The 14,497-nt window shown below is 66.0% G+C and carries 14 protein-coding genes and 1 tRNA gene; 9 read left to right on the top strand and 6 right to left on the bottom strand.

Annotated elements, in window-relative coordinates:
• The first annotated feature begins 2 nt into the window (after positions 1–2).
• On the top strand, positions 3–2,072 hold the full coding sequence (locus OEX18_13135) for a Gfo/Idh/MocA family oxidoreductase (GenBank protein MDH4338209.1): 2,070 nt from the start codon (positions 3–5) through the stop codon (positions 2,070–2,072).
• On the opposite strand, the gene OEX18_13130 is transcribed toward OEX18_13135, so the two are convergent.
• From OEX18_13130 to OEX18_13115, 4 genes are all read right to left on the bottom strand, one after another.
• On the bottom strand, positions 2,073–4,094 hold the full coding sequence (locus OEX18_13130; protein MDH4338208.1) for a M1 family aminopeptidase: 2,022 nt from the start codon (positions 4,092–4,094) through the stop codon (positions 2,073–2,075).
• 93 nt (positions 4,095–4,187) lie between these two features.
• Positions 4,188–5,027 carry a class I SAM-dependent methyltransferase gene (locus OEX18_13125; protein ID MDH4338207.1) on the bottom strand — a complete coding sequence of 280 codons (840 nt, stop codon included), beginning with the start codon at positions 5,025–5,027 and terminating at the stop codon, positions 4,188–4,190.
• A gap of 14 nt (positions 5,028–5,041) precedes the next feature.
• Positions 5,042–6,226: a heparan-alpha-glucosaminide N-acetyltransferase domain-containing protein gene (locus tag OEX18_13120; protein MDH4338206.1), complete on the bottom strand. Its 1,185-nt coding sequence runs from the start codon at positions 6,224–6,226 to the stop codon at positions 5,042–5,044.
• Positions 6,227–6,277: 51 nt separating this feature from the next.
• Positions 6,278–7,090 (bottom strand): AraC family transcriptional regulator, encoded by an 813-nt coding sequence (locus OEX18_13115; protein ID MDH4338205.1) that lies wholly within the window; start codon positions 7,088–7,090, stop codon positions 6,278–6,280.
• A 200-nt stretch (positions 7,091–7,290) separates the two neighbouring features.
• Here OEX18_13115 and OEX18_13110 point away from each other — a divergent pair, with 200 nt between their 5' ends.
• Genes OEX18_13110 through OEX18_13090 form a run of 5 tightly spaced genes read left to right on the top strand, consistent with a single transcriptional unit; the run spans position 7,291 to position 11,505 of the window.
• Positions 7,291–8,379 carry a hypothetical protein gene (locus tag OEX18_13110; protein ID MDH4338204.1) on the top strand — a complete coding sequence of 363 codons (1,089 nt, stop codon included), beginning with the start codon at positions 7,291–7,293 and terminating at the stop codon, positions 8,377–8,379.
• Between the two features lie 44 nt (positions 8,380–8,423).
• On the top strand, positions 8,424–8,951 hold the full coding sequence (locus OEX18_13105) for an OsmC family protein (protein MDH4338203.1): 528 nt from the start codon (positions 8,424–8,426) through the stop codon (positions 8,949–8,951).
• A 29-nt stretch (positions 8,952–8,980) separates the two neighbouring features.
• Positions 8,981–10,267 (top strand): MFS transporter, encoded by a 1,287-nt coding sequence (locus OEX18_13100; protein ID MDH4338202.1) that lies wholly within the window; start codon positions 8,981–8,983, stop codon positions 10,265–10,267.
• A 36-nt stretch (positions 10,268–10,303) separates the two neighbouring features.
• On the top strand, positions 10,304–11,125 hold the full coding sequence (locus tag OEX18_13095; protein ID MDH4338201.1) for a class I SAM-dependent methyltransferase: 822 nt from the start codon (positions 10,304–10,306) through the stop codon (positions 11,123–11,125).
• A complete protein-coding gene (locus OEX18_13090) occupies positions 11,122–11,505 on the top strand; it encodes an energy transducer TonB (protein ID MDH4338200.1) in 384 nt (127 codons plus the stop codon). The genes OEX18_13095 and OEX18_13090 overlap by 4 nt, the downstream gene beginning before the upstream one ends.
• 35 nt (positions 11,506–11,540) lie before the next feature.
• Here the strand turns inward: OEX18_13090 and OEX18_13085 are convergent, their stop codons facing one another.
• On the bottom strand, positions 11,541–12,161 hold the full coding sequence (locus OEX18_13085; protein MDH4338199.1) for an endonuclease III: 621 nt from the start codon (positions 12,159–12,161) through the stop codon (positions 11,541–11,543).
• A gap of 99 nt (positions 12,162–12,260) precedes the next feature.
• Here OEX18_13085 and OEX18_13080 point away from each other — a divergent pair, with 99 nt between their 5' ends.
• From OEX18_13080 to OEX18_13070, 3 genes are all read left to right on the top strand, one after another.
• Positions 12,261–12,602: a zf-TFIIB domain-containing protein gene (locus OEX18_13080; GenBank protein MDH4338198.1), complete on the top strand. Its 342-nt coding sequence runs from the start codon at positions 12,261–12,263 to the stop codon at positions 12,600–12,602.
• Between the two features lie 112 nt (positions 12,603–12,714).
• Positions 12,715–13,704: a peptidylprolyl isomerase gene (locus OEX18_13075; GenBank protein MDH4338197.1), complete on the top strand. Its 990-nt coding sequence runs from the start codon at positions 12,715–12,717 to the stop codon at positions 13,702–13,704.
• A tRNA-Val gene (locus tag OEX18_13070) sits at positions 13,695–13,770 on the top strand. The genes OEX18_13075 and OEX18_13070 overlap by 10 nt, the downstream gene beginning before the upstream one ends.
• Before the next feature lie 39 nt (positions 13,771–13,809).
• Here the strand turns inward: OEX18_13070 and OEX18_13065 are convergent.
• Positions 13,810–14,497: tetratricopeptide repeat protein (locus OEX18_13065; protein MDH4338196.1), on the bottom strand; the 688-nt coding region annotated here is incomplete at its 5' end.

The raw sequence follows: 14,497 nt of genomic DNA, 5'->3' as shown, positions 1-14,497 counted from the left end.
AGATGACCCGTACCGCCCATACCACTGGAAGCGACCGCGTACGCGTGGCCCTGGTGGGCGCGGGCTACGTGGCGACCCACCACCTGCGCGCGCTCAAGGCGCTCGCCTTCGTGGACGTGGTGGGTATCTGCGACCGCGACCCCGCGCGCGCCCAGGCGCTGGCCGACAAGTTCGGCGTGGCGCAGGTCTATCCCGACCTGCGTGCGATGGCCGGGGCAAAGCCGCACGTCATTCACATTCTCACCCCGCCCGAGTTTCACTGCCCGCTGGCGCTCGAGGCCATGGACATGGGCTGCCACGTGTTCGTGGAGAAGCCCATGGCGGAGTCGGTGGAGGAGTGCGACCGCATGATCGCGCGCGCGCATGAGAAGGGCGTGCAGATCTCTGTCAACCACTCGGACCGGTTCGACCCGGTGGTGCTCAAGGCCATCGACATGGCGCGCTCGGGTGCTTGCGGCGACATCCTTGCCGTACATTCCATCCGCAGTTCCGACTACCCGACCTACGCGGGCGGCCCGCTGCCCGCGCCGTACCGGCAGGGCTCGTATCCCTTCCGCGACCTGGGCGTGCACAGCATGTACCTGGTGGAGGCGTTCGTCGGCGAAATCCAGAAGCTCGAGGTCAAATGGTACGAGACCGGCCGCGACCCCATGCTCACCTTCGACGAGTGGCGGGCGTACGCGGAGTGCGAGAACGGCACCGGCTCCATCTACATATCGTGGAACACGCGGCCCATCCAGAGCGAACTGGAGGTGCACGGCACGCGCGGCGTGATCCGCGTGGACCGGTTTCTGCAGGTGTGCGAGATGAACCGCACGCTGCCCGGGCCCAAGGCCATCGGCAACATCATCAACGGCTACCGCGCCGCGCTGCGCCGCTCGTTCCGGATTCCCATCAACCTGGTGCGCTTCATGACCGGGTCGCTCAAGCCCTCGCCCGGCATCTACAACTGCGTGCAGGCGTTCCACTTTGCGTTGCGCAACAACAAGCCGCTGCCGGTTCCGCCCCAGGAGGGCCGGCGCATGATCGCGTGGGTCGGGCAGACCTGCACCGCAGCCGACGATGACAAGCAGGCGCGCCTGCACGCGGAAGTCTCACGCGAACTGCCGCCGGCGCGCGTGCTGGTAACCGGTGGCGCCGGCTTCCTGGGCCGCCCGCTGGTGGAACGGCTGCTGGCGCGCGGTGACTCGGTGCGGTTGCTGCTGCGCCGGCCCCCCGCGGAACCGTTGCCGGACGGTGTTGCCGTGGTCTACGGAAGCCTGGGCCAGCCCGACGTGGTAGACCGCGCGGTCGAAGGCGTCGAGGTGGTGTACCACGTGGGCGCGGCCATGCGCGGCGGTGCGGCGGAGTTCGAGCAGGGCACGGTGTGGGGGACGCGCAACGTGGTGGATTCGTGCCTGCGCTACCGCGTGAAGCGGCTCGTCTACGTGAGTTCGCTCTCCGTTGTGGATCACGCCGGGCACAGTAGCGGCGTGGCCGTCACCGAGAACACCGCCTACGAGCCGCACCCCGACCGGCGCGGTGTGTACACGCGCACCAAAATGCAGGCCGAGAAGATGGTGCTCGACGCCATCCGCGAACGCGGCCTGAAGGCGGCGATCATCCGCCCCGGGCAGATCTTCGGTCCCGGCGCGGAGCGCGTGACGCCCAACGGTGTGATCGGCATTGCGGGGCGCTGGATCGTGGCGGGCAACGGCTCGCGCGCGCTGCCGCTGGTGTACCGCGATGACGTGGTGGACGCGCTGCTGCTGGCGGAAACGTCGGACGCGGCGGCGGGACAACTGATCAACGTCGTGGACCCCACCCACGTCACCCAGAACGAGTATCTGCGTCACTGCCGCACGGTGGAAGGCGTGCGCATAAACCGTGTGCCGGTGTGGCTCCTGATGATCGGCGCCACCGGCATCGAGATCCTGGGGGAGATACTCAAGCGCGAGGTGCCGCTCACGCGCTACCGCATCCGCTCTCTCAAACCCCTGTCGCCTTTCGACGTGACGAAGGCGAAGAACCTGCTGGGCTGGTCGCCGCACGTTGGCGTGGGCGAGGGGCTCAAGCGCACCTTCGGCGGATAATCATCGCACCACGATGAACTTGCGCGACGCCTGGGAACCCGCCGTCCGCACGCGCACAAAGTACACCCCGGCCGCCAGCCGCGAGGTGTCGATGGTTTGCGCGCCGATCCCTGCCACACTCGTCACCGTCCGCGACATCACCCGCCGTCCCGCCACGTCGAACACGTCCATCGCCACACGATCGGCATCGCCGGTGGTGAACTGCAGGGTGATGGCGTTGCGCGACGGATTGGGCGCCAGCGCGGTGATGGCGAGCAGCGACGGCGTCTGGTCCGAAACCCCGGTAAGGATTTCGCTGCGCAAGATCCAGTTGTCGGGGTCGATCTCCACCGAGAGCGGCTCGGCCGCCACGGCAAGGTGAAACACCTGCTCGCGCTGGTCGTTCTGGACGCGGAAGCGTTCCTCGCCGCCCGTGGTCATGATGGCGATTTCGATGGGGGTCTCGAATGCGAATACATTGGACCACGGCTGCGTCTGGAACTGCTGCAGCGTCACCCACACGTCGTAGCCACCGGCCGACGGCTGCGCGTAATAGAAGGAACGGTAGAACGGGTAGCCGGTGCCGGTGGTGACCCACTGGCTGAAGAAGGTGGTGAGGTCGAGGCCGGACACCGTCTCGGCCACGCGCTCGAAGTCGGCGGTGGTGGCAACGCCGTACTCCACCGCCGGGTCCGCGGCGTAGTCGCGCAGGATGGTCTTGAAGACCGCGTCGTCATCCACCACGAAGCGCAGCATGTTCAGCACCACGGCGCCCTTGGCGTACACGCGCGAGAAGTCGAACATGTTGCTCACGCTGGTGGTGTCCTCCAGCACCAGCGTGCCGACGGCACCCTGCGCGGTGTTGTAGCGCGACGCCAGCAGGTTGTTCGCGGTTCCCGGGTAGGTCGCGTCGCGTTCCTGGTAGTACAGGATCTCGGAGTAGGTGGCGAAGCCCTCGTTGAGCCACAGGTGCGGCCAGCTCCGCGGGGAGATCTCGTCGCCGTACCACTGGTGGCCCAGCTCGTGCGCCACCAGCCCCACCGTGTTGCCGCCCAGCGAGGTCATGGTCTGGTGTTCCATGCCGCCGCCGAAGGTGGTCTCGGAGTGGCCGTACTTCTCGCTCGCGAACGGATACGGCCCGAACCAGTCCTCGAACACGTCGAGCACATCCGCCACGTTGCCCCAGCCGAAGGGGAGGGCGGTGGAGCCGTCGTCATAGACGAGGTGGTCGAGCGGCATGGACAGCGCCCCGAACTCGCCCGCGAGCGCGGGCGAGCGCGTGTAGGTGCCGAGGTGGCGCACGTACTCGCCGATGGCCAGCGAGACCAGGTAGCTGGAGATGGGGTAGCGCGACACCCAGTCGTAGGTGGTGTTGCCCCCGTTGATGGTTTCACTGACCAGTTCGCCCTGCGATCCCACCCGGTATTGCGACGGCACCGTCACCGTGACGCGCACCGAGTCCGCCTTGTCGGAGGGGTGGTCCTTGCACGGCCACCAGTTGCGCGCGCCGTAGGGTTCGGAGAGGCTCCACGCGTAGCGGTCGCCGGCGCGGGTGCCGAACTGGAAATAGCCGAAGCCGCCCGAAGATGGCGTGCCCGCGTAGCTCACCACCACGTCCACCTGCCCGCCCGGATTCACCGGTGCGGGCAGCGTGATGTTGAGCGCGTTGCCGGGGTGCGAGAATGCCAGGGCCGGACCCCCCTCGCCCAGCGTAACCCCGGTCACCGTCATGTTGTTGAGGAGATCCAGGGTGAGCACCGACAGGGGCGAATTGATCACCGTGCCCACCGTGCGCACCGAACCGCCCACCAAGCTCGCCACGAGATCCACATCCAAGTCGAGGTGGTAATAGGTGACGTCGAGGTTGGCGCTGGCCACGGACTGCGGCTCGGGAAGCGGTGCCAGCGACTCCAGCACCATTTTTCCCTCCGCGCACGACAGGGCGCCGTCCCCGAGCACGGCGGGGTCCGTTGGCGGGGCTGCAAAAGACGGGGTTGCGGTGGCGATGAAGGCGATGAGCAACAGTGGACGGCGCAGGCGCATGGGTGTCTCCCGGGTTGTGGGTTGCACGACAGGCTCAATTATACGACCCGGAGCGCGATGCGGAAAGGCCGGGATGGCGGCGCGCAAATCGCCTCAGCGTACCGGCGCCGGGTCCGTCCGCCGCGCCCGCACGAACATGCGCGGGCTGCCCGCGCCGAACGCCTCGCCACGGTGGCCGCCTTCGAGCGACACGATCTCGAACCCCGCCCCCTCCAGCATGAGTTGCAGCTCGAAGCGCGCGATGGGCCGCCACAGGAGCGAGTAGTGCCGCCGCCGCACGGCACCCGCGGCGTCGGATTCGTCGTACCAGCCGTGCAAGCGCTGGCGTTGCTCGGCGTCCATCGCGCCGATCAGGGCGAAACGCGTGTACGTGTTCCCGCTGTGGACGTTGCGGCGCGTGAAGAACGGCTTGGGAACCGGATCCCCGGAGAGCGGCAGCGAAAGCAGGTTGATGGCGTCGATCACCAGCAGCCCGCCGGGCGCCACGTGGCGCGCGATGGCGGCCAGTGCCCGCCGCTGCAGCGTGAAGTCCGGAATGCAGGGGAGGCTGTTGAAGCCGATGATGGCGAGCGGGAAGTCGCGCCGCTCGAGCTCGAGTTGGGTGATGTCCTGCCGGACCGGGGTCACCGGCAGTGCTCCCTCCGCCGTCAACTTCTTGTGCAGCGCGGCGAGCATGCCGGCGGACACGTCCACCGCCGTCACCGCGAAACCCGCCCGCGCCAGCGGAAGGGCCACGCGCCCGGTGCCGCAGCACAACTCCAGCACCGGCCCGCCGGTTTCACGCGCAATTTCCAGATAGCGGGCCACGTCGTGGGCAACACCCTGGTACTCGGTGATCTCGTCGACGTTCTCGGGGAAGGGACCGTCCGGCGACGGGTAGTCGCTGTCGTAGTACTCGATGGACACGTCGTTGTCGGGGATGTTCGCATTCATGCGGATACGCCTCCTTACAGATACCGAAGCCACCACCACCGGTGTCGCCGCTTCACGCCCTCGAACCAGCGGCACGGCACATACAATACCAGCGTTACGAAGACCCACATCGCGTAGATAAAGAGCAGCCCGTGGCCATATGCGTGCGGGCGCGGTGCGCGTTGCCACAGCCACGCCGCGGGCTGCCCCCACGCCATCGCCACCCCGATGGCCAGCAGATGAATCAGGTAGAGATGCAGGATGTAGAACGCCATCGGAACGCGCCCGAACACCAGCAGGGCCCGCGCGGGCCAGCCGCGCCGGCCCGGGCCCGGCCGGTAGCCGTCGAGCAGGCCCAGCACCACCAGCGCGGGGCCCAGCGTCATGAGAATGAACTGCAGCGACATGGGGTACTTCTCGGTGTCCAGAAAAGCAATCACGGTGAGAAGCGGGGTTGCCTGCACCTCGAATGACGCCGGTGCGCCGTGCATCGACGCCACCGGCGGGTAGCCGTAGAGGTTGCTGGCGCGCAGCATGACGAACGCGGCGGTCATGGCGAGTCCCGCGGTGATGAGCCAGCGCCGCCGCGCCGCCTCGGGCCGCGTGAGCACCGCGCCCAGCGCGTAGCCGGCCGCGGTGATGCCCACCGACGGGATCAGCGGGTAGAGCACGAAGTACGGCTGCCCGTTCCACGGCAGGTGCGTGAGACCGCGCGCGTGCAGGAAGGGCCACAGCCACGACGCGCGCCCCAGCGCGGCCGGATCGACGCCGTCGAGCAGGTGGTGCAGCGTGATGAGCGCGACGCCGAAGACGGCGCTCCAGGCGGTCGGGAGCCTCACCAGTGCGGCGAGCACCAGCATCGACCAGCCCAGCGCCCAGATCACACCCGCGAAGCTCGACCCGGGGAGGAAACTCCACGCAAAGCCAATCACGGTGAGTTCGAGCGCGATCAACCACAACCCGCGCGTCCACAGGAAGCGGCACACGCGTGCCGCGGGCATGCCGCCGGCGCGGGCCAGGTATGCGCCGGTTCCCGCGAGCAGAAAGAACACCGGCGCGCAGAAGTGTGTCACCCAGCGCGTCAGAAACAAGAAGCCGCCGGTGCAGGCGAGGTTCTCGGGTTCGCAGGGAAGCCCGTTGAAGAAGAAACGGACGTGGTCCAGCGCCATCAGCACCATGACCGCACCGCGAACCACGTCGACGGAATACCTGCGTTCCATGCGGGAATGCTAGCGGGTTCGCTCCCCGGCCGCCTGCGAATTCTTGCTGTTCTACGCGCCGCGGCGATACGCACTGGGGCTGGCGCCGTGGCGGGTGCGGAAGGCGGCGATGAAGTGCTCCAGGCTGTTGAAACCGGTGGAGAAGCAGATGTCGGTGACGGGGCGCTGCGTCTCGCGCAGCAGCAACGCGGCGTGATCCAGCCGAACCGATGCCAGGTAGCGGTGGGGACTGGTGCCAACGACGTGCTTGAACACGCGGCTGAAGTGAAACGGGCTCATGCACGCATGGCGGGCCACCTCGGCCAGCGACAGGTCGCGCGCGTGGTTCTCGTGGATGAATGCCTTCGCGCAATCGATGGTGTCGTGGTAACGCACCAGCGCCGCGCGGTCAGGTAACGGAGTAACGACCGGCGTGCCGCGGCCGCTGCGGGTGACTTCGCCGATCAGCGAGGCCAGCAGTTCGTCGACGTGGAGGCGCGGCGCGCGCGCCGCCGCGGCGTCACGCAGCGCGTGGTGCAGGTAGGCCGCCACCGGGGTACGCGGCAGTGCGGCAAAGCTTGAACGCGCCGGTGTCGCCGTGTCCGGGAATCCCCCGGGGAGCAGGACGATGGTGCACGCATCGCGAACACCGCGAAAATGCGTGACCACGTATTCGGACGGGTGCGGGCTCATCAACACGACCCCGCTGTGGAAATCAGCGGACTGTCGTCCCGAACGGTAACTGAATGCACCGCGGTAAACGAAGTCGATGAAGGGGAGCGGGGAGTACTCCCGTGCCGACGGCCGGTCGTGGTCGCAGTGGCACTGGTAGTCGATCACGCTGCCCAGCGCGGATGTATGCAGGATGCGGGTGGTGGCTTGCATGACGACCCCTGAATGCGGGAACTACGGATGCCACCGGCAGCGGGTTGCCCATCCACGTAACACACTTACTTACAATAAGTTTCATCGCTATGCGGGGCGGCGTGACGCTGGCGACGGAGCCGCAATGCTATACTGCGGCGGCCCAGGACGCTAACGATTTTTGATCGGGCCGCGCGTCCTGCTTGCCGCGGAGGTTCTTCATGTTCCGTCTCACCGCCCGCGCGTGCGTCGCACTCGCGTTTCTCCCCCTGCACGTTTCTCCCGCATCGGCCATCGACTGGAAGGCCCTCGCGCAGAAGGGCAGTGGCGAGGTGGTCACGCTTCTCGAAGTCGGCGGCGGTGGCGAGTACGAGGAGGGCGAGCCCACCTTCATCCGCCCGAGTGCGATTTGCGTGGCCGCGGATCATTCGTTCTTTGTCATCGACTACGATGGCTTCATCGTCCATTTCAGCCCCGACGGGGAGGAACTGGGCCGCTTTGGGCGCAAGGGCGAGGGGCCGGGTGAGTTCACCGATCCCGCGAGCGCTGCCATCGACTCACAGGGCAGGCTGCTGGTGTACGAGGTCGGCAACCGCCGTTTCAGCCGGCTCCAGCCCGACGGCACCTTCATCGAGTCCCGCCCGTACCAGGACCTTGTTGAACGCTTTGCCTTCGCCCGCGACGGGTCGCTGGTGGTTCTGGCGACGGGTGATGCGTGGATGCCGGAACCCCACAGCACCACGCGTCTCGCTCGTTACGCCCCCGATCTGTCGGCCCCGGTCTTTCTGGATTCCCTTAGTGTTCGCAAGTTCCAGATCATTGCCATGAGCAAGGAGAACAGTACCGTCGTATCGACGCCGTACTACGTGCAGATGGATTTCTGCCTGCTGGCCGACGGGTCCATTGCATACGGCCATGGCGACGAGTACGAGATCCACATCGTGGAACCAGATCTCAGGCCACGCGCCACCTTGCGGCGCGACATCACGCCACGCGCGCTGACCGACCAGGATCGCAACGACTACGTCTCGTCGTTCGAGAACAACGGAGAGGAATTCATGGCACGGGTTCGCAGCAGCGTGGTGTTCCCGGGACACGTTCCGCTGAACTTCCGCCTCTTCTCGGACGGACCCTTTCTCATCGTCGTGCGGGATGGCCCGGTACTCGACGTCTTCGAGGGCGAGCGGTTTCTTGGCGAAGTGTCCGTGCCGAAGTTTCGAAGCCCCCGCGCCATCGATGGGGAGCGGTACTACCGGCCGAGCTACTCCAGGGAGAAACTTCCGTCGGTGGTGGCCTACACGGTGCGCTAGCGCGTGGTTGGCCTGCGCGCGTCCACCGTGCTATCCTCCCGCCCATGAACAATCCAGAAACCACCCGGCGCATCAAGTCGGCGTTCGAGCGCAACGGCCGCGCCATCGAATTGCGCCCCTCGCTGGGGCAGAAGACCGCCGTTACCACCGGCCGCATCGCCGAGGGCGTGCGCTGCGAGGTCAGCGAGGGCCGCTGGAATCTCACCATCGACGCCAGCGAGAAGTCCGGCGGCACCGGTGCGGGGCCCGACCCGGGCTTCGTGGTGCGCTCGGCACTGGCGGCGTGCTTCGCCATGGGCTACGTCAACTGGGCCGCGCACCTGGACGTGCCCATTGCCGGCGTCGAGGTCGAGCTGCACGCGGACTTCGACGCGCGCGGCCAGCACGGGGTGGAGGGCATCCCCGCCGGTTACAGTGAGATCCGCTACCAGGTCCGCATCCAGAGCGACGCGCCGGAGGCCGACATCCAGCGTGTGGTTGAATCGGCCGACAGGGCCAGCATGGTGGGCGACGTGTTTGCGCGCGCCCACAAACTCGTTCGCACGGTCACCGTCACGCGCCCCGGCGCGTAGCGGATCACCTTCAACCGAGTGAGGGTCAGATGAAGAACAGAACCCCGTTTCCGCCGGTATTCTGGGTCGCCAACACCATCGAAATCCTGGAGCGGTTTGCCTACTACGGCATCTACTTCGGCTTCGGGATCTACATGCAGCATCTCGGCTACTCGCGCGACCAGCTGGGGATCGTGCAGAGCATCTTCCTGTTCATCTCTTATTCGATTCCGGTGATTTCCGGCACCTTCGCCGATCGCTACGGCTTCAAGAAGGTGCTGATCGTTTCCTACCTGGCGTATCTGCCTTCGGTTCTGTTGTTGCTGCTGACCAAGTCGTTCTCGGGAATCGCGCTGACCATGCTCTCCATCGGGCTCGCGGCCGGCATCTTCAAGCCGCTCATTTCCGGCACCGTGCGCGCGGTCTCCGACCAGACCAACAAGACCCTTGGCTTCGGCATCTTCTACGCGATGGTCAACATTGGCGGCACCTTCGGTCCCATCGTGGCCGGACACCTGCGCGCCATCTCGTGGAGCTACGCGTTCATTGCGGCAGCCATCGCGGTGGTGGTGATGCTGCTGGTAACCATCTTCTTCTACAAGGAGCCGCCCCGCGAAATCGAGGGCACCACCCTCAAGCAGAAGTTCCGCGAGATGGGGGTGGCGCTGTCCGACGCCAAGTTTGCCACCTTCCTGGTCCTGCTGGGGTTCTTCTGGTGGCTGCCGTTCTGGTCGTTTTTCAATATCTGCGCGGTCTACGTGGACACCAACCTCGACACCGCCCGCCTCTACCTGAACATCAAGTCGGTGCTGGGCAGCGGGGTGGCCAACTTCCTCTCCCACGAGGGTGAGGACGGTGTACGGCGCATTCTGGGCGAGACCATCGGCAGCACCGGCTGGATCATCATCTTCCTGCAGGTGTTCGTGTCGCAATCCATCGAGAAGTGGAAGGCCATGCCGACGTTCATCGCCGGGTTGGTCATTTCCGCGGTCGGCTTCGTCATCATTGGTATTGCCATGGTGGCTCCGCCGTCGCTGGCGTTGCTGGGGATCTTCTTCTTTGCCCTGGGCGAGATGATGGCGTCGCCACGCATCCAGGAGTACATCACCTGGATCGCACCCAAGGAGAAGGCGGGCCTGTACATGGGCACCAACTTCCTGGCGGTTTGCATCGGGGGCCTCACCAGCGGTCTCTATACGGGGCTGTACGGACGCGTGAGCGATGCCGGCCACGCCGACTATGTCTGGTACATCATGGCGGCGCACTTCGTGCTGGCGATTATCGTGATCTCGCTGTTCATGCGCGTCGCGGGTGAATTCAAGGAGCAGGAAGCGTAGCGATTGTCATGCCCCCGCGGGGGCGCAGGAGGCCGCATGGACGAGAGACTGCAACGCCGGGTACAGCGCTACGGGTGGGACCGGGCGGTTTCGTCGTACGAGAAGGGCTGGGGGAAGCAACTCGAGCCCGCGCAGACGCTGCTGCTCACCATGGCCATGCCACGCGCGGGAGAGCGCGTGCTGGACATCGCGTGCGGCACGGGCCTGGTGACGTTTCGCGCCGCGGACATGGTGGGCCCGTCCGGGCTGGTGGTGGGAACCGACATCTCGGATGCGATGGTGGAGAAGTGCACGCGCGCGGCCGAAGCGCGTGGCCTCGGCAACGCGACCTTCTCCCGCATGGAGGCCGAGAAGCTCGACGTCAAGGATGACTTCTTCGACGCGGTTCTGTGCGGCCTGGGCATGATGTACGTCACCGACTTCGCCGGTTCCATCAAGGAGATGTACCGCGTCACCAAGCCGGGCGGGCGCGCGGCGTCCGCGGTGTGGGGACGGCGCGGCAGTTGCGGCTGGGCGGACATCTTCGAGATCGTGGAACGGCGCGTGAGCACGGACGTGTGTCCGCTCTTCTTCCAACTGGGCACCGGCGACACGCAGAAGCGGTTGTTCGAGGGCGCCGGTTTCAAGGACGTCAAGAACGAGCGCATCAACGTCACCCTCGACTATGAAAACGCCCGTGATGCCTGTATCGCGGCGTTTGCGGGCGGTCCGGTGGCGATGGCGTACTCGCGCTTCGACGAGAAGACGCGCGAGCGCGCCTACGAGGAGTACACCGAGTCGATCGCGCCCTTCAAGCAGGGCGGGGTGTACAAGATTCCGGGTGAGTTTGTGGTAACACTGGGGACGCGAAAACCGTGATACGCCTGGTTTGGCCCCTGCTGCTCGCGCTGGCCGCATGTTCCCCGCGTGTGCAGACGGACGCATCCGCGGGGGTGGGCGACGTGGACGCGTCGCAGGAGGAGTTCGTCCCCTTTGACGAACCCCCCGTGCTGGACAAGTGGGTGACTCCCTACTACCCCGAGTATGCCCGGGACCACCAGATGGAGGGCATGGTGAAGGTGCGGGTGACGGTGAAGGCAAGCGGTGGTGTGGAGGACGTGAAGGTGATGGAGAGCAGCAACCGCATCTTCGACGAGGCGGCGCTGGAGGCGGCGCGCCAGTGGCGCTTCAAGCCGGCGCGCAAGGACGGCAAGAAGGTGCGCGCCGCGGTGATCGTGCCGGTGAAGTTTAGTTTGTAGTGCGGGCGGGCGGGCTGTCCAGCCGCCCCACAGCCTCACCGCGAGCGGGTGACTCCCTGCTTCGGACAGTTCTTCGTCAACGGACAGAGCGAACACTTCGGCGACACGGGTACGCACACCCGCTGGCCGAACCCCACCATCGTTTCGTTGATCCCGATCCAGTACCGCTTCGCGACCGCGCGCATCAGCGCCTGCTCGGTCGCATCCGGCGTCTTCGTTTTCACCCAGCCCAGGCGGTTGGCGATGCGGTGCACGTGCGTGTCCACACAGATGGCCGGGCGGTTGTAACCCAGCGAAACCACCAGTGCCGCCGTCTTGCGGCCCACGCCCTTGAAGGTCAGCAGCTCGTCGATGGTGTCGGGCACGCGCCCGGCGTGCTCGGCATCGAGGCGGCGGGCGACCTCGCGCACGGTACGTGCCTTGGTGCGGTAGAAGCCCGCCGGGTAGATGGCACGCTCGATCTTGCGCAGGTCCAGACGGGAGAGTATACGCGGCGTCCTGGCCAGGGCGAACAGCCTGTCCGACGCCGCCTCGGTCACCTCGTCCTTGGTGCGCAGACTGATGATGGTGGAAATGAGGATGCGAAACGGATCGCGGTCGCGCCGCGCCAGTTCGGAAACCGACGGCAGCGACCCCCCGCCAACGGCCCGCTGCATCGCGGCGAGCTGGCGCGGAATACGGGGTGAACGCTGGGTTGGTTTTGCTGCCATCCGTTGACACTGGCGTGGCGTGGTGCCAGAATGCCCCACATTACCATGCCCGGCAAGCGCACCACCACCACTTCGCGAAAACGCAAACCGGCCCGCCATCGCGCGGCCAGGCCATCGTTCGCGCAAACCCGCGCGCGCCTCGACAAGAAGCGCGCGAAGCGGCGGGCGAAAATGCTGTGGGTGCACTACTGGATGCTGTGCCCGAAGTGCGGCGGCGACATGTTCATCCAGGAGACGCTGGGCATCCGTTATGAAGTCTGCCGCGACTGCCACGGCATCGCGATCGACGGCGAGGAAGTGGCGCTGTTGCTCGAGCACCTCGACCACGGCAAGGCCCTCAAAGCGATCCTCAAGAAGTCCAGGAAGCCGGACACGAAAGAAATCTGACCGGGTCGGACCGGCGCCGCGCGCGCGTTCCCGGGGGCCTTCCCGAGCCCATTGCCCCGGTTGCCCCGCCTCTGCTATAGTCCCCGCTCAACCCGAAAGGTACCCAACCATCATGAAATACCTGAGAATTGCGGTCGTGATCGCGGCCGCGGGAGTGCTGTCGCTTGCCTGTTCCAAGAACAAAAACAATGCCGCGATTGCGTTTCCCGATTCGCTGGTGAGCGACGAAGTCGTCGTCACCGTCAACAACGATCCCATTCTCGGCGGGGACATCACTTTCCTCGCCTACACCACCACCGCCGCGTCGCCGGATTCGGTGCACAATGCGGAGTTCAACGAGCGCGTACTCGACCAGATGATCGACCGCTTCGTGTTCTTCCAGGAGGCGCGCGCGTCCGGCGTCGTCGTGGCGGACACGCTGGTGGAGAAGATGGTGGCGCAGTTCGTCATGCAGTTCGGCGGCGAGGAGCGGGTGGGCAAAATGCTGTCCGACATCGGCCTGAAGCGTGATGACATAACGCGTTCATTCCATCGCGACATGGTCATTCGCGAGTTCGTCCAGAAACACGTGGAACCGTCCATCGAGGTCACGGAAGCCGACAGTCGCGCCTTCTTCGACCAGAACCAGGAATCGTTTGCCTCGGTTGACAGCGTCCATGCGCGCCACATCATCCTGATGTTCAAACCCGAGGACACGCCGGAGATCCGCGAGGAGCGGCTGCAGCAGATCACCGGCATCCAGAAGCGCGCCAGGGCCGGCGAGGACTTCGCGGCGCTTGCCCGGCAATACTCGCAGGACGGGGCGGCGCGCAACGGCGGCGACCTCGGCTACTTCCCGCGCGAAATGATGGTGAAGCCGTTTTCCGATGTCGCCTTCTCACTGAAGAAGGGCGAGATCAGCGGCGTGGTGGAGACCCAGTTTGGCTACCACGTCATCCAGTGCCTCGACCACAAGAAGGCCGTCCCGGCCACGTATGACAACGTGCGCGACCGGGTGGACTCCATGCTCCGCCAGCGGGCACTCGGGGAGGAACTGCAAAACCGCTTGAAACGGGACCGCGACGCGGCGATAATCGTGCGGAACTACGAAACGGGGGCTTAACTCAGAGGCTAGAGTACTATCTTCACACGGTAGGAGTCACTGGTTCAAATCCAGTAGCCCCCACCATTTCGAGCGGCCGCGGCGTTGATTCGCCGCGGCCGTTTTTTATTGCCGGTCGGGTGCGCCGGGTTCCAGCGGGAGCCCCTGGTCCATGTATGCCTCCAGCAGGCGCGCCTTTTCCAGGAGGTCGGGGTCGCGCTCGTGCGAAAACAGAACGGTCAGGAACGCCTTTGCCTCCTCGAACCGGCCCAGGCGCGCGTGGATGTACGCGGCGTAGTACGTCCCCAGCGAGTTGTCGGGGGCGTAGGCCACCACCTCCATGATGACACGGCGCGCCTCCTCGAACTGCTCCAGGTCCATGTAAACGTCCGCCAGGGCCAGGCGCGCGCGGGTGAACCGCGGCGCGCTGTTCACGCACGAGCGCAGCCTGCGCACGGCGCCCTCCAGATCTCCCCGGCCGCGCGCGCTCACGCCGGCGGCATAGTTGTAGATCAGCATTTCGATGTTCTGCCGGAAGGTCTCCAGCCCGCCGCCGGATGCGCGCAACAACGACGGCTGGTACACGGGGGGGTGGTCGGTGAGGAAGATCATTTCCGGGCCGGAGCTGACCTTGAAGAGACGGTAGTGGTCGTTCTCGTACTGCAGCGTGAAGTGGCGCAGTGATTCCGGCGCAAAATGCATCTGGAAGGCGACGGCGTCCTGGGGGATCGACTCCACCGCCGCCAGGTAGCGCGGCGAATAGCGGCCGGAGTCGAGCAGAACGTCGATGGAGTAGACGACGTAGTCGATGTGC

The organism is Candidatus Krumholzibacteriia bacterium (assembly GCA_029865265.1).
Classification (GTDB): Bacteria; Krumholzibacteriota; Krumholzibacteriia; order WVZY01; family JAKEHA01; genus JAKEHA01.
Note: the sequence above shows the minus strand (reverse complement) of the source record. Positions and strands in the feature narration are given on the sequence as shown.

What these genes read in the sequence shown, in the direction of transcription:
- OEX18_13105 (MDH4338203.1), top strand. Translation starts at nt 8,424, where the DNA reads ATGAACAATCCAGAAACCACCCGGCGCATCAAGTCGGCGTTCGAGCGC.
- OEX18_13100 (MDH4338202.1), top strand. Translation starts at nt 8,981, where the DNA reads ATGAAGAACAGAACCCCGTTTCCGCCGGTATTCTGGGTCGCCAACACC.
- OEX18_13080 (MDH4338198.1), top strand. Translation starts at nt 12,261, where the DNA reads ATGCCCGGCAAGCGCACCACCACCACTTCGCGAAAACGCAAACCGGCC.
- OEX18_13110 (MDH4338204.1), top strand. Translation starts at nt 7,291, where the DNA reads ATGTTCCGTCTCACCGCCCGCGCGTGCGTCGCACTCGCGTTTCTCCCC.
- OEX18_13120 (MDH4338206.1), bottom strand. Translation starts at nt 6,226, where the DNA reads ATGGAACGCAGGTATTCCGTCGACGTGGTTCGCGGTGCGGTCATGGTG.
- OEX18_13130 (MDH4338208.1), bottom strand. Translation starts at nt 4,094, where the DNA reads ATGCGCCTGCGCCGTCCACTGTTGCTCATCGCCTTCATCGCCACCGCA.
- OEX18_13095 (MDH4338201.1), top strand. Translation starts at nt 10,304, where the DNA reads ATGGACGAGAGACTGCAACGCCGGGTACAGCGCTACGGGTGGGACCGG.
- OEX18_13125 (MDH4338207.1), bottom strand. Translation starts at nt 5,027, where the DNA reads ATGAATGCGAACATCCCCGACAACGACGTGTCCATCGAGTACTACGAC.
- OEX18_13075 (MDH4338197.1), top strand. Translation starts at nt 12,715, where the DNA reads ATGAAATACCTGAGAATTGCGGTCGTGATCGCGGCCGCGGGAGTGCTG.
- OEX18_13115 (MDH4338205.1), bottom strand. Translation starts at nt 7,090, where the DNA reads ATGCAAGCCACCACCCGCATCCTGCATACATCCGCGCTGGGCAGCGTG.
- OEX18_13085 (MDH4338199.1), bottom strand. Translation starts at nt 12,161, where the DNA reads ATGCAGCGGGCCGTTGGCGGGGGGTCGCTGCCGTCGGTTTCCGAACTG.
- OEX18_13135 (MDH4338209.1), top strand. Translation starts at nt 3, where the DNA reads ATGACCCGTACCGCCCATACCACTGGAAGCGACCGCGTACGCGTGGCC.